At 42.2% G+C, this 19628-nt stretch carries 19 protein-coding genes; 13 read left to right on the forward strand and 6 right to left on the reverse strand.

The features are described 5' to 3' along the window. Window positions 1–33: 33 nt before the first annotated feature. The 3 genes from C7Y70_RS03650 to C7Y70_RS03660 all read right to left on the reverse strand — a co-directional run bounded on the left by C7Y70_RS03650 (window position 34) and on the right by C7Y70_RS03660 (window position 2467). Entirely contained in the window at window positions 34–753 is a 720-nt protein-coding gene (locus C7Y70_RS03650; protein WP_135473413.1) for a Sir2 family NAD-dependent protein deacetylase, read from the reverse strand. Beyond that, window positions 750–1772, reverse strand: coding sequence for a kelch repeat-containing protein (locus tag C7Y70_RS03655; protein ID WP_135473414.1), 1023 nt, complete (start codon window positions 1770–1772; stop codon window positions 750–752). The genes C7Y70_RS03650 and C7Y70_RS03655 overlap by 4 nt, the downstream gene beginning before the upstream one ends. Window positions 1773–1834: 62 nt before the next feature. Beyond that, entirely contained in the window at window positions 1835–2467 is a 633-nt protein-coding gene (locus C7Y70_RS03660) for an NAD(P)-dependent oxidoreductase (RefSeq protein WP_135473415.1), read from the reverse strand. A 124-nt stretch (window positions 2468–2591) separates the two neighbouring features. Here C7Y70_RS03660 and C7Y70_RS03665 point away from each other — a divergent pair, with 124 nt between their 5' ends. The 4 genes from C7Y70_RS03665 to dld all read left to right on the forward strand — a co-directional run bounded on the left by C7Y70_RS03665 (window position 2592) and on the right by dld (window position 6357). Next, a complete protein-coding gene (locus tag C7Y70_RS03665) occupies window positions 2592–3476 on the forward strand; it encodes a LysR family transcriptional regulator (protein ID WP_135473416.1) in 885 nt (294 codons plus the stop codon). A gap of 178 nt (window positions 3477–3654) precedes the next feature. Continuing rightward, window positions 3655–4212, forward strand: coding sequence for a DJ-1/PfpI family protein (locus C7Y70_RS03670; protein ID WP_099292919.1), 558 nt, complete (start codon window positions 3655–3657; stop codon window positions 4210–4212). A 44-nt stretch (window positions 4213–4256) separates the two neighbouring features. Further along, window positions 4257–4655, forward strand: coding sequence for a ribbon-helix-helix domain-containing protein (locus tag C7Y70_RS03675; RefSeq protein ID WP_099292921.1), 399 nt, complete (start codon window positions 4257–4259; stop codon window positions 4653–4655). A gap of 13 nt (window positions 4656–4668) precedes the next feature. Further along, entirely contained in the window at window positions 4669–6357 is a 1689-nt protein-coding gene (gene dld / locus C7Y70_RS03680; protein WP_135473417.1) for a D-lactate dehydrogenase, read from the forward strand. Window positions 6358–6425: 68 nt separating this feature from the next. On the opposite strand, the gene C7Y70_RS03685 is transcribed toward dld, so the two are convergent. The 3 genes from C7Y70_RS03685 to C7Y70_RS03695 form a co-directional block, all read right to left on the reverse strand. After that, window positions 6426–6671: a YfhL family 4Fe-4S dicluster ferredoxin gene (locus C7Y70_RS03685; protein WP_135473418.1), complete on the reverse strand. Its 246-nt coding sequence runs from the start codon at window positions 6669–6671 to the stop codon at window positions 6426–6428. Window positions 6672–6674: 3 nt separating this feature from the next. Further along, entirely contained in the window at window positions 6675–8069 is a 1395-nt protein-coding gene (gene yegQ, locus C7Y70_RS03690; protein WP_135473419.1) for a tRNA 5-hydroxyuridine modification protein YegQ, read from the reverse strand. A gap of 118 nt (window positions 8070–8187) precedes the next feature. Next, window positions 8188–8784 carry a hypothetical protein gene (locus C7Y70_RS03695; RefSeq protein ID WP_135473420.1) on the reverse strand — a complete coding sequence of 199 codons (597 nt, stop codon included), beginning with the start codon at window positions 8782–8784 and terminating at the stop codon, window positions 8188–8190. 230 nt (window positions 8785–9014) lie between these two features. On the opposite strand from C7Y70_RS03695, the gene ndk reads away from it, so the two are divergent. The 9 genes from ndk (at window position 9015) to der (ending at window position 19503) form a co-directional block, all read left to right on the forward strand. Beyond that, on the forward strand, window positions 9015–9446 hold the full coding sequence (ndk, locus tag C7Y70_RS03700) for a nucleoside-diphosphate kinase (protein ID WP_008111339.1): 432 nt from the start codon (window positions 9015–9017) through the stop codon (window positions 9444–9446). A gap of 156 nt (window positions 9447–9602) precedes the next feature. Further along, window positions 9603–10733, forward strand: coding sequence for a bifunctional tRNA (adenosine(37)-C2)-methyltransferase TrmG/ribosomal RNA large subunit methyltransferase RlmN (locus C7Y70_RS03705; RefSeq protein ID WP_099292954.1), 1131 nt, complete (start codon window positions 9603–9605; stop codon window positions 10731–10733). Window positions 10734–10844: 111 nt separating this feature from the next. After that, a complete protein-coding gene (gene pilW, locus C7Y70_RS03710) occupies window positions 10845–12779 on the forward strand; it encodes a type IV pilus biogenesis/stability protein PilW (RefSeq protein ID WP_135473421.1) in 1935 nt (644 codons plus the stop codon). Further along, window positions 12776–13615, forward strand: a complete 840-nt coding sequence (locus tag C7Y70_RS03715; protein WP_135473422.1) for a RodZ domain-containing protein — start codon at window positions 12776–12778, stop codon at window positions 13613–13615. Before pilW ends, C7Y70_RS03715 begins: the two co-directional genes overlap by 4 nt. A 5-nt stretch (window positions 13616–13620) precedes the next feature. Beyond that, window positions 13621–14739, forward strand: coding sequence for a flavodoxin-dependent (E)-4-hydroxy-3-methylbut-2-enyl-diphosphate synthase (gene ispG / locus C7Y70_RS03720; RefSeq protein WP_135473423.1), 1119 nt, complete (start codon window positions 13621–13623; stop codon window positions 14737–14739). Between the two features lie 121 nt (window positions 14740–14860). Next, window positions 14861–16141 carry a histidine--tRNA ligase gene (gene hisS, locus C7Y70_RS03725; protein WP_099292962.1) on the forward strand — a complete coding sequence of 427 codons (1281 nt, stop codon included), beginning with the start codon at window positions 14861–14863 and terminating at the stop codon, window positions 16139–16141. Between the two features lie 16 nt (window positions 16142–16157). Continuing rightward, complete coding sequence (locus C7Y70_RS03730) at window positions 16158–16778, forward strand: tetratricopeptide repeat protein (RefSeq protein ID WP_099292964.1); 621 nt, start codon at window positions 16158–16160, stop codon at window positions 16776–16778. A 9-nt stretch (window positions 16779–16787) separates the two neighbouring features. After that, window positions 16788–17966 carry an outer membrane protein assembly factor BamB gene (gene bamB / locus C7Y70_RS03735; protein WP_099292966.1) on the forward strand — a complete coding sequence of 393 codons (1179 nt, stop codon included), beginning with the start codon at window positions 16788–16790 and terminating at the stop codon, window positions 17964–17966. A gap of 73 nt (window positions 17967–18039) precedes the next feature. Then, the gene (gene der / locus C7Y70_RS03740) at window positions 18040–19503 is read left to right on the forward strand and encodes a ribosome biogenesis GTPase Der (RefSeq protein ID WP_135473424.1); all 1464 of its coding nucleotides are present in this window, start codon (window positions 18040–18042) and stop codon (window positions 19501–19503) included. Window positions 19504–19628 lie beyond the last annotated feature (125 nt).

Consider the following 19628-nt stretch of genomic DNA (forward strand, 5'->3'; position numbering starts at 1 on the left):
TTACGGTTTTTTGGCTTATGTGGTTAAAGCAAATTACCCGTGGTTTTGAATGTACTCCAGTGCTGTCATTTTCTTATAAGTGACATTTGAGTGCATAACATGGGCCGGAGCGGGGTCAACAACCTCAATCGGTATGTCGTAGTTGCGTGCAATTTCCAATGCCATTTGCGTAATATTGACGCTAAATGACGTCCCCATAAACACGATTTTATCAGCCGCAAGCATTCGCGATTGCGCTTCACTAATACGATAAAGTTCAGTGTAATATTCATCAAATAGCAGCACAAAGGGCTTTAGCGATTGGTTAAGCACCGGCTGGAAGTTTTCAATTTTAAACAGTTCAAGCAACGAATTATGCAAACAACTTTCGTTTACGTTATCCCAAGGTGTAGCTTGTGGTGTGACATCATCCCCCTGATGATGAAACAACGTCATTTGATCAAGCCGGCCATGAATAGCAATGTACTCGCTGTTTCCTGCTTTGCCGTCTAGTCCATCGATATTTTGCGTGATTAAGTTTTTATCGCTAAGCCAATGGTGTACCTCATTAGGACCATGATGTCGATAAGTCGCAAAACGATGGTAATACCATGCTAAAAACTCACGAGGATTGTTTTTATACATTGCGCGAGTGGCCATTTCCATTGGCGTATAGTTTTGACTGCCAATAGTCCAATAGCCATCTTCTCCACGAAAAGTTGGAATGCCACTAGCTGCACTCACACCAGCACCTGTTATATAAAGTGTGTTCATAAGGGGAACTTAACCTTATAACCAAGTGCGTCGGCTATTACTTGTTGATCATTATTCATGCCACCAATACGGTACACGCTGCCTTGGTGTTCTAATAAGCCACGATGATCCATACTCGCTGTATCGGCTTTTGTCATTATTTGCCAATTATTTTTAACTGCATCAAAGCGCCAAACATGATTACTCGCTGGCGCTGGTTTGCCATTATATCCCATACCATTGTAGTTATAAGGATTTGCAGATCCCCCCACCATGTAAATGCGACCTTTCAAACTTGTAGCCGCCATACGATAATGCGCCACACTGGTTGGGTGAGGCAATGTTCGCCAGTCTATTTTTAAAGGGTTGGTAGCGTCTATGGCACCTTTTAAGCACTGAGCAATTGGAGCAAATGAGCGTCGTTTATCAGCGTTTGCTTGAGTTTTGACGCCATCACAAATCACAATGGTGTTATCACTGATCGCAGCTGCATGACCAAACACCGGCTCACCTAAAAACGGCGAGGCTTGTTGCCAAGTATCTGTTTGTGTGTCATATACCTGCACTAAATTAACGTTGCCATCATTGTGCCAGCCACTCACTAAATAGATATAACGCTGCTGATAGCTCAATGCCACACTGTCATCCACAGGTACCGGCATATTTGCAAGCTGCGTATAGCGATCATTTTTTAAATCATAACGATAGACATCTGGGCTGGATATTTCTGTGTGATCACTACTAACCGTATAGCCGCCAAATACATAAGCATATTCGCCAAGGCCTACAGCGGTGCTGGCTAAACGCCCTTTAGGCTGCAAACTACTGGGCACAGGTGATTTTGCCTGCCACTGCTTGTCACCGAGTTTTAGCGCCCACACTTTGTTATGCACACTGTGGTGATCTTTATTTGCACCTAAGCCCATAAAGCTTAAAAAGTAAGGGGATTTGTTTACAACAACTTTAGCAACCGCGTTATTTGCAACGGGCTCAGGTAAGGCAGGTAAACTTGCTAAAGCAATGGAGAAAAGTAGGCTCATAAATATCATTCACTGATCACATGTTGATCAAGAATAACATTTATGTGCCTTTGAAAAAAACCTTAATAAGCCACACTAATACGCTGATTAATATGCGCGGCATTTTGTGCTTCATCTAACATTGCACGGGCGTAATCAGCGACTGAAATTTTACTTTCACCTTGTTCATTAGTAAAAAAGGCGTCCCCCCCAATACGATACGCGCCTTCACTCGTGCCTGGGTAAATAACAGCTGCGGGGCTTACAAATGTCCATTTTGTGGCAGTGTTGCTTGCTCTAAAAACATCTAAAGCTTCACCTTGCGCCAAAGCCTCATCTTTATATTCTGCAGGAAAATCTGGTGATGATACTAAAGTAACTCCAGGTGAAACCTCTAAGCTTCCTGCACCACCGACCCACAGTAAACGAGTATTACTTCCTGACAGAGCCGTTAACAAACGTTTTGCAGTACGGGCAACCAACTCATGATTGCCTTCGGCACGCCCGCCAATTGACGCAATAACCACATCAGTACCCGTAAGCAAAGGGGTTATATCGTCATTTGATTGCAAATCAAAGCTCTTTACGGTGATATTATTTGTGGTTAATTTTTCAGGGTTTCTGGCTACTGCTGTTATTTGATGGCCACGAAGCAATGCTTGTGCAGTGAGCTCACCGCCAATCCAACCCGTTGCACCTAAAATAGTTATATTCATATCTGTATCCTTAAAAAGTTTTATCACCTGAGTCGTACCTCAGCTGTTGATAATCAGTTTACTTGCTCACTAATTGATGATAAATAAACTTTATAGACACACATTAGTTCAAATTAGGATACTAATGGACAAAATAACTGCAATCCAAAGCTTTGTTGAAGTCGCCCGTACTGGCAGCTTCACAAAAGCAGCTAACAACTTAGACCTAAGTCGCTTACAAGTTACCCGCCACGTACAAGACATTGAGTATTGGCTGAGTTTGCGGTTATTTCACCGCACTACACGTAAAGTCAGTTTAACCAATCAAGGCGAAGAGGCGCTTGTCTACTGCAAGCAATTACTCAGCACCGTATCGGATTTGCAAAGTAGAGCCCATAGTCATAATAACGATCTGGTGGGCACCGTCAGAATTGCAGCCCCAATTGGCCTTGGACAAAACTTATTATTTGATGCAATTGGGGAGTTTGTAGGTTTACATCCGAATACGAAATTTCAAATGGTACTCTCTGATAGCCTATCGAAACTAGTGGATGAACGTGTAGACATCGCCCTGCGTTATACTCACCAGCCCGATGAACAGCTTATTGCTCGTAAATTAATGTTTATAAGTACAGTTGTATGTGCATCCCCAGACTATTTAGCTAATAACAGTCCCATTATCACTCCACAAGATTTATTAAAGCATAACTGTTTATCACACAGTGGTAGTTCAACATGGCATTTCTTGGGGGAAAACTCAGATGAAAAAATCTCAGTAAAAGGTAATATTGAAGCCAATGATATGACGGTGTTACGAAAAGCAGCAATCAGTGGAATAGGAGTTGCAAATCTACCTTGTGATTTAGCGCAAGAATATTTGAAAACAAAGCAACTGGTTAAAGTAATGCCCAACTACTCTACCCCTGGCAACCATTTATGGGCCGTTTACTTATCACGCAACTTTCAACAAAATTTGGTCCGAGCTTTTATCGACTTTTTAGCCCAGCGTTGGCAACACGACATACTGTGACTTTTGATTAGCGCTTACCTAAATTAATTTCCCCCATTTTAAAGTCATTCCAATGCACTACAAATACAGCGTGTAGTATAGGTATATTACCCGTTCCCGATTTGTGTATGTTTTACTATAAATCAACAATACGTAGGGTACTTATACCTACATTTTTTACACATAAACGGAGCATAAAATGGCTAAAGTACTTATGATCACTGGCGACTTTGTAGAAGACTATGAAAACATGGTGCCTTTTCAAGCGTTATTAGCAATGGGACATGATGTTGACGCCGTATGCCCTGATAAAAAAGCCGGTGATACCATAGCAACATCAATTCATGATTTTGAAGGGGATCAAACTTACACAGAAAAACGTGGTCATAATTTTGCACTCAACGCGAGCTTTGCACAAATTGATATGAACGATTATGACGCGCTTTATTTACCGGGCGGCCGTGCCCCTGAGTATTTACGTTTAAACCCAACTGTGATTGAAATCATTCAACATTTTGCCAAGGCAGACAAACCAATCGCTTCTATTTGCCATGGCCCACAATTACTCACAGCGGCAGGTGTTATTGAAGGTAAAAAAGTCTCTGCCTACCCTGCATGCCAACCTGAAGTAGAAATGGCCGGTGCAGAATATGTTGAACTTCCTATGGATGGTGCAATAACCGACGGCCAATTAGTCACTGCGCCTGCATGGCCTGCCCACCCTGCCATGTTAAAACAATTTGTGGCATTGTTATAAACATAATATCAACGTACAAAGCAAAGCATCAAGGGTTAAATGATATGTGCCAACTTTTTATAAATGCTGACAGCCGACTATGGACATGTCGTACCAAATCTTTACGTATTGATGGCGTAGTCACCTCTATTCGTCTCGAAGAGTTCTTTTGGGATATTCTAGCTGAGGTGGCGTTTCGTGACCAAATGACAGTTAATCAAATGATCACCAAACTCTACCTTGAATCTCTTGATGCTGACCATGATATTGGCAACTTTACGTCGTTCTTACGGGTCTGTTGCTCACGCTATTTATCGCTGGTGGCAGATGGCGATATAGCACGAGATGAGACTGTGGCACTTAACGATATCGATGCAAAACACGTTTTACAGCAGGAACAACTTCGTACAACACTGCGCAAAACACGCTTCGAAGACTCGCCTATAAAACCCGCTATAAACTAATCTGAGAACATAAATGTCACATTTATCACTTATTGCCTCATTAAAAGACATAGTGGGCGCGCGGCATGTACTAACCTCTGAACGCGCAACAGCCCCATACCGTAAAGGCTTTAGAGAAGGCCAAGGCCCGGCACTTGCGGTTGTAAAGCCTGCGACATTATTGCAGCAATGGCATATTTTAAACGCTTGTGTAGACGCAGGAGTGATTATTATTATGCAAGCTGCCAATACAGGGTTAACGGGTGGCTCCACCCCAACTGAAAATTGCGACCGAAACACGGTGATCATCAACACCACGCGTATCAAAGATATTCAGGTACTGCCAGCGCAGCAACAAATTGTCGCATTTCCAGGTGCCAGCTTATTCTCACTAGAAAAAGCATTAACACCGTTTGGGCGCGTGCCTCACTCAGTAATTGGCTCATCATGCATTGGTGCATCAATTGTTGGCGGCGTTTGCAATAACTCAGGTGGCGCATTGGTAGAGCGAGGCCCAGCTTACACGGAGCTGGCCATATACGCACAAATAAACAACAACGGAACAGTCAGCTTAATTAACAACCTTGATATTGAACTAGGCACCACACCCGAGCAAATACTCACTAACTTACAAAATAAAAATTACACTCAGTCTGATATCAAAACAACCTCAAAACACGCATCAGACCGCGACTATGCCGACTGGGTAAGAAAAACAGATCAAGACACGCCAGCACGTTTTAACGCAGATCCTAGGCGCTTATATCAAGCCAGCGGCTGTGCGGGTAAACTTGCAGTATTTGCGGTGCGTGTAGACACCTTTGCTAAAAATGAACTTGAACATACGTTTTATTTAGGCACTAATTCAAGTAGCGCATTGCAAGCTGTACGTAAAACACTACTCGAGCAAGCCACTAGCCTACCAGTGTATGCCGAGTATTTGCATCGTGATATGTTTGAACTTGCGGATGATTATGGCCGCGACACAGTGCTTCTAATCAAGAACTTAGGCACTAACTGGCTGCCCAAATTTTTTAATATAAAACGCCAATTAGATACAGTTTGTCAAAAACTGCCTTTTTTATCAAAAAACGCAGTCGATAAACTCGTTTACCGACTTACAAAGCTATTCCCAAGTCAAACGCCTCAAACGCTAAAGCAATATAATACGCAATATCAACATCAATTAATCTTGACCGTTAAAGGCAATGCATATCAACACACCTTAATGTTACTTGAGCAAGTACAAAAAGAATATCTTCTCGATTTTTTCCAGTGCGACGAGCAAGAAACTAAAGCGGCCTATTTACTGCGTTTTGCAGCCGCAGGCGCTGCTGTGCAGTACGCCAAAGTAAATCACCACCAAGTAGAAGATATACTCGCACTGGATATTGCCTTAAAACGTAACGACACCGATTGGTTTGAAAAGCTGCCACCTAGCATTACCAATAAACTCATAAGCAAACTCTACTACGGCCATTTTTTATGCCACGTATTCCATCAAGATTACTTAGTAAAAAAAGGAGAAGACTGCGAAGCTGTTAAAGCCGCCCTGCTTGAGCTATTAGAGCAACGCGGCGCTGAGTATCCAGCTGAGCATAACGTAGGGCATCATTATCATGCAAAGCCAGCACTGGCTGATAATTACCGCAATTTGGACCCAACCAACACCTTAAATGCAGGCATTGGCGGCATGTCTAAAAAACGTGATTACGCAGAGTGAGTTGTTGAGAGTTAGTCCATATTTAAAAGCGCACAGTACTCAATAGCTTCAGTATAGTGCGCTAATAGTTACCCCGTTAACCTTACATATTTCTCTGCCAGTTCATCTAAGCTCTCACGATGATTAGGATCGGACTTTATGCAGTCAATTGGGCATACACTCACGCACGTAGGTTTGTCGTAGTGGCCTACGCATTCGGTGCATTTATTTGGGTCTATTTGGTAGATTTTAGCGCCCATGAAAATGGCTTCATTTGGGCACTCTGGATCGCACATATCGCAGTTAATGCATTTGCTGTTTATCAGTAAAGCCACGGTTCAAACACCTACCACGGCTTTTTTAAACGGGTTGCGGGTGTCTTGATTTTCATCAAGATTGCGCATTAAAATGGCGTGCTCTAAATCAATACTTTCAGGCAGTGGTATTTTGACAACGTGGCCAGAGCCTTTTGCATCACTAATTTCCTCGCCTTTTTTGTTTTTCATCGCCTGTAGCGTAAAGTTAAAGTTACCCAGCGGGGTCATTAATTCCAGTGAGTGGCCCACGCAAAACTTATTTTTTACGTCAATTTCAACTAGCCCATTGTCATTTCGACCGAGCACTTCACCTACAAACTGCTGTTTATCAGAGACCGAGTGGCCGTATTCATAGTTTTGGTAGTCTTGATGGGCGTGGCGCTTTAAAAAGCCTTCGGTGTAACCCCGATGTGCGAGGCTCTCAAGAGTTTTAAATAAATCGGCATCAAACGGTTTACCTGCAACGGCGTCATCAATTGCTTTACGATATACCTGCGCAGTGCGGGCTACGTAATAAAATGACTTAGTACGCCCTTCTATTTTTAAACTATGCACACCCATTTTTGTTAATTGTTCTACGTATTGCACTGCTCGTAAGTCTTTTGAATTCATGATGTAAGTGCCGTGCTCATCTTCAAACGCCGGCATGTATTCACCTGGGCGGCCTTGTTCTTCAAGCATAAATACATCATTGCTAGGGGCGCCTTCACCCAGTGTTGGAATTACTGCTTTGGGGTCTATTTTGTGCACCATTTCACCGGTTTCGTTTTCAGTGCCAGGTTTTACGTCGTACTCCCAACGACATGCATTGGTGCAGGTGCCTTGGTTAGGGTCGCGTTTATTTATGTAACCTGAGAGCAAGCAACGCCCAGAGTACGCCATACATAACGCACCATGCACAAATACTTCTAATTCTGTTTCAGGGCATAGTTGACGAATTTCAGCAATTTCTTCAAGCGATAATTCGCGTGATAAAATAACGCGCTCTATGCCCTGCTTTGCCCAAAACTTAACGCTGGCGTAATTGACTGCATTGGCTTGCACTGATAAATGAATGGGCATATCAGGCCATTTATCTCGCACTAACATAATTAAGCCCGGATCAGACATGATCAAGGCATCTGGCCCCATCGCAATAACCGGTTCAATATCACGTAAATACGATTTCACTTTGGCGTTATGTGGCGCAATATTGGATACCACATAAAACTTTTTATTTAATGCGTGAGCTTCATCAATGCCAACTTTAAGGGTATCAAGGTCAAACTCATTATTACGCACTCTTAAGCTATAACGTGGTTGACCTGCATAAACAGCATCAGCACCATAAGCAAACGCATAGCGCATATTTTTTAAACTACCAGCTGGTGAGAGTAATTCTGGTACAAACGTATTTGAAGAGGATATTGACGACATGTGCGCTCCATACATCGAACTGGGGTCAAGCCAGTTGCATGAATAATTAAATAGAGCGCGATAGTATAAATAGCTAATAAAAAGGAATGTTGATCCTGATCACAAAATCTCAATAGAGCTATTCATTGCCTGTAATTAATAGCTCAGTTGACTCAATGATAATTTGTTTATCATCAACCATAAACTCAATATAAAATAGATGACTACTCTCAACCTCTGGGGCTTGATTTAATATTAAAGAAAAATATCGCGGCGCGCTGATAGGTAAGTCACCTTGTAGCTGTTTCAGTGTGAGTGATTCGCCATAGTCAAAATCCCCCGTATCAATACTCTGAACTGAAAATACCTCATTAAGGCTCGTTCCGGCGGTTAGCTTTGAATTGTAGTCAGCCGTAGAATAAATATTAAACTCAGAGAGTGTATTAATTGAGCCTAAAATAACCGGCAGTCCAACACAGTCGGTACTGTATTTTTTATTTGGATCAAATTCATTGCCCGGCGCAAAAACAGCCTCGCCACTTGACTCAAAGTTAAACACTAGATCATTAAACACCACGGCTGTGTTATCTTGAGACACGTTGCCGTCTACTGATAAATCGATTGCGTTAACATCCACACCAATTGCTGTTGGCGGACACGGTAACTCCCCTTCCTTATCTGAACCGCACGCGCTTAAAAATGCACCCAACATACAGATAAACATAAACTTTTTCATACTTTTTAAATCCCTTTAATGTGAACTAACAACGTTAGTCAAGTTTTGTGGAAAATACAACAATCGTTTTTGGGAACACATTACCGAGCAGGTTTTTGTGGGTATTTTATTCTTTCATTAAATTGCCACATAGACCCTATTTAATAAAATTAGGCATTTTGCTATAAAACGCGTATAATTCGCGCCCGTTAATATTCACACTTTTACTTAAAAATTATTGGAGCATAAAGATGGCTTTAGAGCGTACTTTCTCAATCGTAAAACCTGATGCAGTAGCTAAAAACCACATTGGCGCTATCTACAACCGTTTCGAAACTGCTGGCCTTAAAATCGTTGCAGCTAAAATGGTTCACCTTTCACAAGAGAAAGCTGAAGGTTTCTATGCTGAACACAGCGAGCGTCCTTTCTTTGGTGCTTTAGTTTCTTTCATGACGTCTGGCCCAGTAATGGTTACCGTTCTTGAAGGCGAAAACGCTGTTCTTAAAAACCGCGAAATCATGGGTGCAACTAACCCAGCTGAAGCGCTAGCAGGTACTTTACGTGCAGACTACGCTGACAGCATCGACGAAAACGCTGTTCACGGTTCTGACGCTGTTGAATCTGCTGCTCGCGAAATCGCGTACTTCTTCGCTGACGAAGAGCTTTGCCCACGTACTCGTTAATTCGAGCCCGCTGTGCAAAATAAAAAGGGCTTTCGGGCCCTTTTTTAGTGATTAGCTAAGCAATTTAAAATGTTTAGCTAATGACTAAACTGGTCGAATTGTGTACAATTCATCCCCGTAAATTTTATCACCACCGTCACTGATTGAGGTTGTTTCATGACCGAGCAAAAAAAGATTAACTTATTAGATTTAAACCGAGATGCAATGCGCGAATTATTTGTATCGTTCGGTGAAAAGCCATTTCGTGGCGATCAGGTGATGAAATGGATTTATCATTTTGGCGTTGATAACTTTGACGACATGAGCAACGTAAATAAAAAGCTTAAAGAAAAGCTAAAAAACGAATGTGAAATCGTCGCGCCAGAAATCTCTGTTCGTCAGCAAGCAAGCGACGGCACCATCAAGTATGCTTTAGTACTTGAAGGTGGTCAAGAGGTTGAAGCCGTATGGATCCCAGAAAAAGAGCGTGCAACGCTGTGTGTATCATCACAAGTTGGCTGCGCCCTTGAATGTACTTTTTGTTCAACAGCTCAACAAGGCTTTAACCGTAACTTAAAAGTATCAGAAATTATTGGTCAAGTTTGGCGCGTAGCCAAAGATATCGGCCTTGATGGCAATAGTGAAAAGCGCCCTGTCACTAACGTGGTAATGATGGGTATGGGTGAGCCATTACTCAACGTTAAGAACGTAGTACCAGCAATGGAACTGATGATGGACGATTGGGGCTTTGGGTTATCTAAACGCCGCGTAACATTAAGCACCTCAGGTGTAGTACCAGCGCTTGATTTACTAAAAGAAAAAATTGACGTTGCTTTAGCGATTTCATTGCATGCGCCAGATAACGCATTACGCGATGTGCTAGTGCCAATTAATAAAAAATACCCAATTGAAGAATTTTTAGCGGCATGTCGTCGTTATATTGATGGCTCTAAAGCTAACAAAGACGTCACTATTGAATACGTTATGCTTAATGGCGTGAACGACAGCACTGATCAAGCACACGCACTGGTTAAAACGCTTAAGGGCACACCATCTAAAGTAAACTTAATTCCATTCAACCCGTTCCCAGGCAATGAATACACCCGTTCAAGCAACAGTCGTATAGACCGTTTTTCTAAGGTGTTACAAGCTGGCGGTATTACGTGTATTGTGCGCCGTACCCGAGGGGACGATATCGATGCAGCCTGCGGCCAGTTAGCGGGTGATGTGGTTGACCGTACCAAGCGTATGGCAAAAAAGAAAATGCGTGATGAAAATGCAATTTCGGTCAATATCCAACAAGCTTAACTAATCTAATGACTGAAACACTTGTGTAATGCATTAAATTCAAAAAGTTGATGCAACACAAGTGCTTTTCGGTAAGATAGGCTGATATGGATAATAATAAGAGATAAGGTAATGCGATCTTTACTTGCTTTAGCGGCCAGTGTCATTGCGCTTAGCGGCTGTGTGACTGAAAACAGTTACGAAGGCAATGATAAACCCGTTGTCGAAAACACCATCAATAATACTGGCGCAGCGCGCACACGTATTGCACTTGCATTAGAATACCTCAATACCGGCAACAGCTCTCAGGCCAAGTATAACTTAGAACGCGCAGCCTCATTTGCGCCAGACTTGCCCGAAGTACACTACTCGTTTGCTTATTACTATCAACAAGTCGGTGAAGACAGCCTAGCAGATGATGCCTATCAAAAAGCGCTAAAAATTAATCCTAATGATCCAAATACTCGTAATAATTACGGGGTATTTTTATGTGGTATCAATGAATACGATCGCGCAACCGAACAATTTATTAAAGCCATTGAAATCCCAAGTTATATTCGCGTCGCAGAAAGTTATGAAAACCTAGCGTTATGTGCAATTGAATTTAATGACTTTGAACAAGCTGAGAAGTACTTTCTTTCTGCAATCAAGCATAGCTCCATGCGCGCATCTTCAATTATTAGTTTGTCTGCACTGTATTACGCAAAAAGTGATTTACATAAAGCACAAGAGTTACTCACTCGGTATGAAAAATCAGGTCAGGTCTCGCCACGCTCGTTACTTTTGGATTATTTAATTGATCAACGTATGGGCCATATTGAAAAAGCCCAGACCACCGCTGCAACCATATTACAAACGTACCCGGTGTCGAACGAAGCCGTTTTAATTCGCGAACAACGCTTAAAACAAAGTGAATTTGAAATTCTACGATTTAAATATCGCCAAGCAAAACTCGATGAATTTAAGTCTGAAAATTCATCTGTTATGGTGAACGCAAACCCGAAAATGCGTATTGTAAAAAAGAAAAAGGTACCTCAATTTGCAGCAGCAAAAGTAGAGCTGGCCACTGATTCGACAAAAGCAACGCAAAATGGTTCATCTACTCGAACAGCACAAGACGTCACCGCTTCAGTTACTAAAACACAAGTAAATAATGAAGAACCACAAAAACCGAAAACAAGCGAAGCAACGCTGATCCCTGCAAGTATTCATATCGATGACACGCCAATTGATACTAACGCAGTAATGGGTGCATTAACCACTGTAGCCACCACAGCCCCCTTGGCTACTCAAGCAAGCGAGCCTGTTCTTGCAAAAACAAACTCCAATGCACAAGCCGTTTTGTCAGCACTATCGGTAGTAGATTCAAATAATGTGAATCAAGTGTCAACTCCCGTCTCTGATGGCTTTTTTACGTCAAAGGTCGAAAATTTGGGAGTGTCTACTGCAACACCAAGTGTATCGAAGCCTAAGCCCAGCAAAAATGAGCCAAAGGATGGGGTTAAAATTGTGTCATTTGGCGCACCAAAAACCGAGCAAATGCTCAGTGCACAAACAAATGTCAATGCAACACAACCGAGTAAAAGTGATTCTCAATCAGCAGGTGAGCAAGTTGAGTTTTATCAACCCGTAAAAAATGCAGCGGTTTTTGCAACGCAAAGTACCCGTACTAACCGTCAAACAACGGTGCAATTTAATAATATTGACACGATTGACGAAGCACCACTATTGAATTCACGACTATCTCCTCCAACTATTCCGTTTCATATTTTACAGGCCGGTGAAAACCTATTTAGCATTTCAGTACGATACAATGTTAGACTACAAAAATTACTCCAATGGAATGGGTTAAGAGAATCTGATCGACTGGTCAATGGAACTAAAATTTACCTTAATGACCCCAATATATTTTATAAAATAAACGCAGGCGATACTTTGTATAGTATTGCCACAGAGCGTCGCTTGTTAATTGATCAGTTAATGCGATGGAATAAATTAAGCCCAGATATTGCTCTCAAACCTGGACATAGACTCTTACTAGTGGATCCCGAATCATACGCATTATGAATGATGAAAATACAGAATCAACTCAACCAAGCTTAGGCCAAACATTAAAAACAGGCCGTGAAGCGGCAGGTGTTAGCCTTGAACAATTAGCTGAAAAATTAAAGCTATCGGTGTTGCAGTTGCAGCATTTAGAAAATGACGAACACCACTTACTCGGCCCTGCAACTTTTGTAAAAGGGTATGCTAAATGTTATTGCCGCGAGTTTAATTTAGACAGCGCAGCCGTAATGGCATTATTTCCTGAAAGTCAGGAAACCGTAAAAAAATCGAATATGCAGAGCTTCTCAAAGCGTACCGAAAAAGAAGCGCATGACAGTCGGCTAATGCTTGTTAGTTACATTATTTTAGCAATAGCTATTGGCTCATCAGCATTGTGGTGGTGGCAAAATTCAACCCCATTAAATCAACAAACTGTCACCAAGCCGTTGATTGATTTGAACGTAAACGACACAGTGCAATCGCAACCTCAACCAATTAGCGCTGATGACGCAGAACCAATTCAACCTGAGTTTGAAAACAACGCACCTGAACAGCCAGTGCAAATGCGTGAAGAGCCAGTTTCTGAGCCAGCACAACAAGAACAAAATGGTTTAAGCACGGTTGTAATGTTGTTTAACGAAGATAGCTGGGTAGAAATACACGACGGTGAAGGCGAAAAGGTCGCTTTTGGCGTAAAAAAAGCAGGCTATGAAATGACCCTAACTGGCACGCCTCCTTTTTCAGTGGTATTAGGAAAACACCAAGTAGTTGAAATTACACTCAATGGTGAAGCCATCGATATTTCGAATTTTCCTAAGAATCGTTTAGCCAAATTTAATTTACCATTAGCAGAGTAGTCGCTATGTTTTCAGAATCTCCAATCAAACGCAGAAAATCAACCCGTATTAATGTAGGAAATGTCCCTATTGGTGATGGCGCACCTATTGCTGTGCAATCTATGACCAACACAGATACCATGGATATTGATGCCACTGTAGCTCAAATTCAAGCTATACAAGATGCGGGAGCCGATATTGTTCGTGTATCCGTGCCAACCATGGCTGCCGCTGAAGCATTTAAAAGCATCAAAGAGCAGGTGACGATTCCACTTGTGACCGATATTCATTTCGATTACCGCATCGCTTTAAAAGTGGCGCAGTATGGTGCTGATTGTTTACGTATAAACCCAGGTAATATCGGCAGTGAAGAACGTATTCGCGCTGTGGTTGATTCTGCGCGTGAACACAACATTCCGATTCGTATTGGTGTAAATGGCGGTTCTCTTGAGCGTGACTTGCAAGAGAAATACGGCGAACCAACGCCAGAAGCATTACTTGAATCAGCCATGCGCCATGTAGAGATTTTACAACGTTTGGACTTTGATCAATTCAAAATCTCAGTAAAAGCATCTGATGTATTTTTAGCCGTTGGCGCATATCGCCTGCTTGCTAAAGAAATCGACCAACCATTACATTTAGGTATTACTGAAGCCGGCGGCATGCGCTCAGGCTCAGTAAAATCGGCTGTTGGTTTGGGTATGTTACTCGCTGAGGGTATTGGTGACACATTGCGCGTATCACTAGCCGCAGATCCTGTTCAAGAGATTAAAGTCGGTTTTGATATTTTAAAATCATTACGCATCCGCTCTCGTGGTATTAACTTTATTGCTTGCCCTAGCTGTTCTCGCCAAGAGTTTGATGTTGTAAGCACCATGAACCAACTCGAAGAGCGCCTTGAAGATATCATTGAGCCGGTCTCTGTGTCGGTGATTGGTTGTGTAGTTAACGGCCCAGGTGAAGCACTCGTTAGCGATATTGGTTTAGCTGGTGCAAATCGTCGCTCTGGCTTATATATCAATGGCGAACGTCAAAAAGCACGTATCGACAATAATAATATTGTTGAGGAGCTTGAAGGCTATGTTCGCGATTTTATCGCTAAAAAAGAACAGCAAACCCCTATCGACGTTAAAATCGTCGAATAAAATTAATATAGTCGGCAAACTGGGTGGTTTGCCGCACGCATGCCAGCTATAATAGCGGGTCAATTTTTAGCATTTTTGTTGTCGCACCCCTGTGCGCAAATACAGTTTTTAGGATTTATCAGTGGCAAAACAAATTCAGGCAATACGTGGAATGAACGATTGTCTGCCGGGCGACACCCAAGTTTGGCAGAAAGTAGAAAACATTTTACGCGAGACGGTCGCATCGTTCGGTTATCAAGAAATTCGTTTTCCAATTGTAGAATCAACCGATCTTTTCAAACGCTCTATTGGTGAAGTAACCGATATCGTAGAAAAAGAAATGTACACTTTTGCAGATAACAATGGCGATAGCTTAACTCTTCGCCCAGAAGGTACTGCAGTTTGTGTACGTGCTGGTAACCAAAACGGATTACTGTATAACCAAGAGCAGCGCTTATGGTATATGGGTCCAATGTTTAGACATGAGCGTCCTCAAAAAGGCCGTTATCGTCAATTTCACCAATTTGGTCTAGAAACATTCGGTATTGCAACACCCGATATCGACGCAGAAGTTATCTTGCTTACTGCACAACTATGGAAACAATTTGGTATCAGTGACCATGTTCGCTTAGAACTTAATTCACTGGGTTCAAATGAAGCCCGAGCACAATACCGTGATGCGCTAATTAGCTATTTAGAACAACATGTTGACGTACTAGATGAAGATTCTAAGCGTCGTATGCACTCAAACCCATTGCGAGTATTAGACAGCAAAAACCCTGATGTTCAAGCCATCTTAGTCGATGCACCAAAACTGTCAGAACATTTAGATGCTGAATCAAAAGAACATTTTGCAAGTTTATGTGAACGTTTAGACGCTGCAGGCGTCATATACACGGTAAATGAACGACTCGTTCGTGGTTTAGATTACTACAACCGAACTGTATTTGAGTGGGTCACTGACAGCCTCGGCGCTCAAGGCACTGTTTGTGCTGGCGGCCGTTATGATGGGTTAGTTGAGCAACTAGGTGGTAAAGCATCACCTGCCGTTGGATTTGCCATGGGCCTTGAGCGATTGGTATTACTGTTACAAGCATTAGAATGTGTAGGTGACATACGCCGCAACGCTGATGTATATTTGGCAGCAATGGGTGATAAGGCTAGTATCCAAGCCCCACTAATCGCAGCTCAACTACGTGCTGATGTGCCAGGACTTAGAGTCATGGTTCACGCAGGTGGTGGTAACTTTAAAAAGCAGCTTAAACGCGCAGATAAAAGTGATGCTGTTGTGGCACTAATTATCGGTGAAGACGAATTAGAACAAGGCGTAGTGACTGTTAAATATTTACGTGAACGTAAAGAACAAGTCACCTTAGAATTAGAACAAGTTAAAACGCTTTTAGCTGAGCTAGTACAAAGCTAAAACATTAGAGGTAATAATGGATATTTATTCAACAGAAGAACAACAAGCAGAAGCAATTAAACGATTTTTCCGCGAAAATGGCGTATCACTTGCGCTAGGTATTGTTATCGGTTTAGGCGGTTTATACGGCTGGAAAGCATATAACCAGCACCAAATTACAACAGCAGAAAGTGCATCGGATGCTTACACTACATTAGTAGAAAGTGGTGAAGTATTAGGCGCAGCCGATACATTTATTGCTGAAAATAAAGACTCTAATTACAGCGTACTTGCGTCATTTGTTGCAGCAAAAGAAGCGGTAGAAAAAGGTCAACTTGACGTAGCAAGTGAGAAATTAACTTGGGTTATGTCAAATGTTGATAACGCTGACTTAAAAGCAACAGCAATTACGCGTTTAGCGCGTGTACAAGTTGCTCAAAAACAATACGATGATGCATTAGCTACATTAGACAAAACACAAAATGACGCATACAAAGCGGCTGTTGCTGAAATTAAAGGCGACATTTATTTAGCACAAGGTAACGCTGAGCAAGCACGCGTTGCTTATCAAACAGCGGCTGATGCAGGTGGCCTTGAAAACAACCCATTATTGCAAATCAAACTTGATGACTTAGCAGTAACTAGCCCAGCGGCATAAGGGGTTACCATGAAAAAGTTAACAGCGGCAAGTATTGCTTTATGTATGGCGACTCTGGTTGGTTGCTCATCAAGTGATGACGAAGAAGAACTAGTATTGCCTGAAATCGTTAATCAATTTGAAACGAACGTTGTATGGCAAGAAAGCATTGGTGATGGGGTAGAACATTACTTTTCACGCTTAACACCAGCTATTTATAAAGATCACGTTTTTGTAGCCAGTCGTGATGGTGATATAGAAGCACTATCAGTTGAAACTGGCGATACGCTCTGGGAAACGGACGTACGTGAGAATTCTACATTTTGGCCATGGGAAAGTGATATCAGTGCCAAGTTATCTGGTGGTATACTACAAGCCTACGGTAAATTATTTGTTGGCTCAGAGCATGGGTTTTTAATTGCCCTTGATCGTGAAACCGGTGAAGTAGTATGGCGTAAAAACGTACCTGGTGAAGTACTTGCTTCTCCTGCTGCCGGTGATGGATTAATTTTTGTTAATTTAGGTTCGGGCAAACTACTTGCGCTTCATCCAGATACCGGTGAAGAGCGTTGGAGTCACGAGCAAGAAGTCCCTCCATTGACACTTCGCGGTCAAAGCTCACCGACTGTGGCTAATGGCGGTGTTCTGGTTGGGCTTGAAACTGGAAAGCTAAGCGTACTTATTTCTGAAAGTGGTTATTCTGCATGGAGTGCTGAAATAGCAACGCCTAAAGGTGCATCTGAGTTTGAACGTCTTGTTGATGTTGACACTCGCCCACTTATTAGCGGCCCATATGCCTATGCTATCGCCTATAATGGTAACTTAGCAGCGGTTGATATTCGCTCTGGTAATGTTGTGTGGAAACGTGAATACAGCAGTTACCGTGAAATAGCGATGGACGCTTTGACTATCTACGTTGTTGATAGCGATGGTGTTGTATACGCATTAGATAAAACCTCTGGCATTGAACGCTGGAGTCAACCAGCTCTTCGTGGTTGGTATTTAACAGGGCCTGCGGTAGCAGGGAATTATTTAGCATTAGGTGACCAAGAAGGTAACTTACACTGGCTAAATAAAGAATCAGGCGAGCTTGTATCGCGCGAAGACTTCGACAGTTCAGGCTTTTTTGTTGAGCCAATTGTTGCAGACGATAAACTGATTTTATACACCCGAGATGGTGAAGTTAGTGCGGTAACCATACCTAACTAACACACTAATCTACATGTATTTTTATAAGGCTTCGCACTGCGAAGCCTTTTGTTGTTTTTTAAAGAGGTAGTTTATGCTTCCCGTGATCGCTCTAGTTGGGCGACCCAATGTGGGCAAATCCACATTATTTAACCGTTTAACACGTACTCGTGATGCACTCGTTGCCGATTTTCCAGGCTTAACACGAGATAGAAAATATGGCCAAGCTAACTATGATGGCTATGAATTTATCGTGGTAGACACGGGCGGTATTGATGGTTCTGAAGAAGGCATTGAAATCGAAATGGCCGATCAGTCGCTGCTAGCGATTGAAGAAGCTGATATCGTATTGTTCTTGGTTGATGCCCGTGTGGGTATGACAGTTGCCGATCAAGCCATTGCAAATCACTTGCGCAAGCAAGAGAAGAAAAGCTTTGTTGTTGCCAATAAAACCGATGGTATTGATGCTGATTCTAATTGTGCAGAGTTTTACCAATTATCGTTAGGTGAAGTACACCATATTGCAGCAGCGCATGGCCGTGGTATTACATTACTGCTAGAACACACGTTACAGCCTGTAATCGCTCAGCTTAGTGCAGAGAACGATGATGGTGAAGACAGAGATGACGAACTCATTGACTTATACTCAGAAGAAGACGGTGAAGCAGAACAACAAGCGTTTGCTGACAAACCAGTTAAATTAGCTATCATTGGTCGTCCTAATGTAGGTAAGTCAACACTAACAAACCGCATACTCGGTGAAGAACGTGTTATTGTTTACGATATGCCAGGCACAACGCGTGACTCGGTATATATCCCAATGACACGAAATGACAAAGAGTACATATTAATTGATACGGCAGGCGTACGTAAACGTAAAAAAGTAAGCGATGTCGTTGAAAAGTTCTCCGTGATCAAAACACTCCAAGCGATTGAAGATTCTAACGTAGTACTTGTGGTTGTTGATGCACGCGAAGGTATTTCGGATCAAGACTTAAGCTTACTTGGTTTTGCATTGAACTCCGGTCGTTCATTGGTGATTGCAGTGAACAAATGGGATGGTCTAGACACCTACGTAAAAGATCGCATCAAATCAGAGCTTGATCGTCGTTTAGGCTTTATTGATTTTGCACGTATTCATTTTATCTCAGCGTTACATGGTACGGGTGTTGGTCATTTATTTGAGTCAATCGACGAAGCGTACGAGTCAGCGACTAAGCGTATCAGTACTGCCATGCTACGCCGTATCATGGATATGGCACAAGCAGACCACCAGCCGCCACTTGTTCGTGGCCGTCGTGTTAAGCTTAAATATGCCCATGCAGGTGGTTATAATCCACCACGTATCGTTATTCACGGTAACCAAGTTCACGATTTACCTGATAGCTATAAACGCTACTTGATGAACTACTACCGTAAAGCGTTAAAAATTATGGGCACGCCAATCAAAATTGAATTTAGAGAAGGCGACAACCCATTTGCTGGGCGTACAAACAAAGTAACGCTTTCGCAAAAACGTAAGATCCGCGCGTTTAGTAAAGAAAATCGTAACAAATAGTAGCGCTTTTCATACGCAATTTAAAAACCTTACTGAGTGAACTCGTAAGGTTTTTTTATTATTAAAATTAATAGTTTAGTATTTTATTTTTCGCAAATACGCTAAAACTGTGCTTTATTTAGAAG

Origin of the sequence: Pseudoalteromonas sp. KS88, assembly GCF_004766475.1 — a bacterium.
Taxonomy (GTDB): Bacteria; Pseudomonadota; Gammaproteobacteria; order Enterobacterales; family Alteromonadaceae; genus Pseudoalteromonas.

What these genes read in the sequence shown, in the direction of transcription:
- dld (WP_135473417.1), top strand. Translation starts at nt 4,669, where the DNA reads ATGTCACATTTATCACTTATTGCCTCATTAAAAGACATAGTGGGCGCG.
- der (WP_135473424.1), top strand. Translation starts at nt 18,040, where the DNA reads ATGCTTCCCGTGATCGCTCTAGTTGGGCGACCCAATGTGGGCAAATCC.
- pilW (WP_135473421.1), top strand. Translation starts at nt 10,845, where the DNA reads ATGCGATCTTTACTTGCTTTAGCGGCCAGTGTCATTGCGCTTAGCGGC.
- C7Y70_RS03655 (WP_135473414.1), bottom strand. Translation starts at nt 1,772, where the DNA reads ATGAGCCTACTTTTCTCCATTGCTTTAGCAAGTTTACCTGCCTTACCT.
- C7Y70_RS03660 (WP_135473415.1), bottom strand. Translation starts at nt 2,467, where the DNA reads ATGAATATAACTATTTTAGGTGCAACGGGTTGGATTGGCGGTGAGCTC.
- C7Y70_RS03670 (WP_099292919.1), top strand. Translation starts at nt 3,655, where the DNA reads ATGGCTAAAGTACTTATGATCACTGGCGACTTTGTAGAAGACTATGAA.
- ndk (WP_008111339.1), top strand. Translation starts at nt 9,015, where the DNA reads ATGGCTTTAGAGCGTACTTTCTCAATCGTAAAACCTGATGCAGTAGCT.
- ispG (WP_135473423.1), top strand. Translation starts at nt 13,621, where the DNA reads ATGTTTTCAGAATCTCCAATCAAACGCAGAAAATCAACCCGTATTAAT.
- C7Y70_RS03665 (WP_135473416.1), top strand. Translation starts at nt 2,592, where the DNA reads ATGGACAAAATAACTGCAATCCAAAGCTTTGTTGAAGTCGCCCGTACT.
- C7Y70_RS03715 (WP_135473422.1), top strand. Translation starts at nt 12,776, where the DNA reads ATGAATGATGAAAATACAGAATCAACTCAACCAAGCTTAGGCCAAACA.
- C7Y70_RS03675 (WP_099292921.1), top strand. Translation starts at nt 4,257, where the DNA reads ATGTGCCAACTTTTTATAAATGCTGACAGCCGACTATGGACATGTCGT.
- C7Y70_RS03695 (WP_135473420.1), bottom strand. Translation starts at nt 8,784, where the DNA reads ATGAAAAAGTTTATGTTTATCTGTATGTTGGGTGCATTTTTAAGCGCG.
- C7Y70_RS03730 (WP_099292964.1), top strand. Translation starts at nt 16,158, where the DNA reads ATGGATATTTATTCAACAGAAGAACAACAAGCAGAAGCAATTAAACGA.
- yegQ (WP_135473419.1), bottom strand. Translation starts at nt 8,069, where the DNA reads ATGTCGTCAATATCCTCTTCAAATACGTTTGTACCAGAATTACTCTCA.
- C7Y70_RS03650 (WP_135473413.1), bottom strand. Translation starts at nt 753, where the DNA reads ATGAACACACTTTATATAACAGGTGCTGGTGTGAGTGCAGCTAGTGGC.
- bamB (WP_099292966.1), top strand. Translation starts at nt 16,788, where the DNA reads ATGAAAAAGTTAACAGCGGCAAGTATTGCTTTATGTATGGCGACTCTG.
- C7Y70_RS03705 (WP_099292954.1), top strand. Translation starts at nt 9,603, where the DNA reads ATGACCGAGCAAAAAAAGATTAACTTATTAGATTTAAACCGAGATGCA.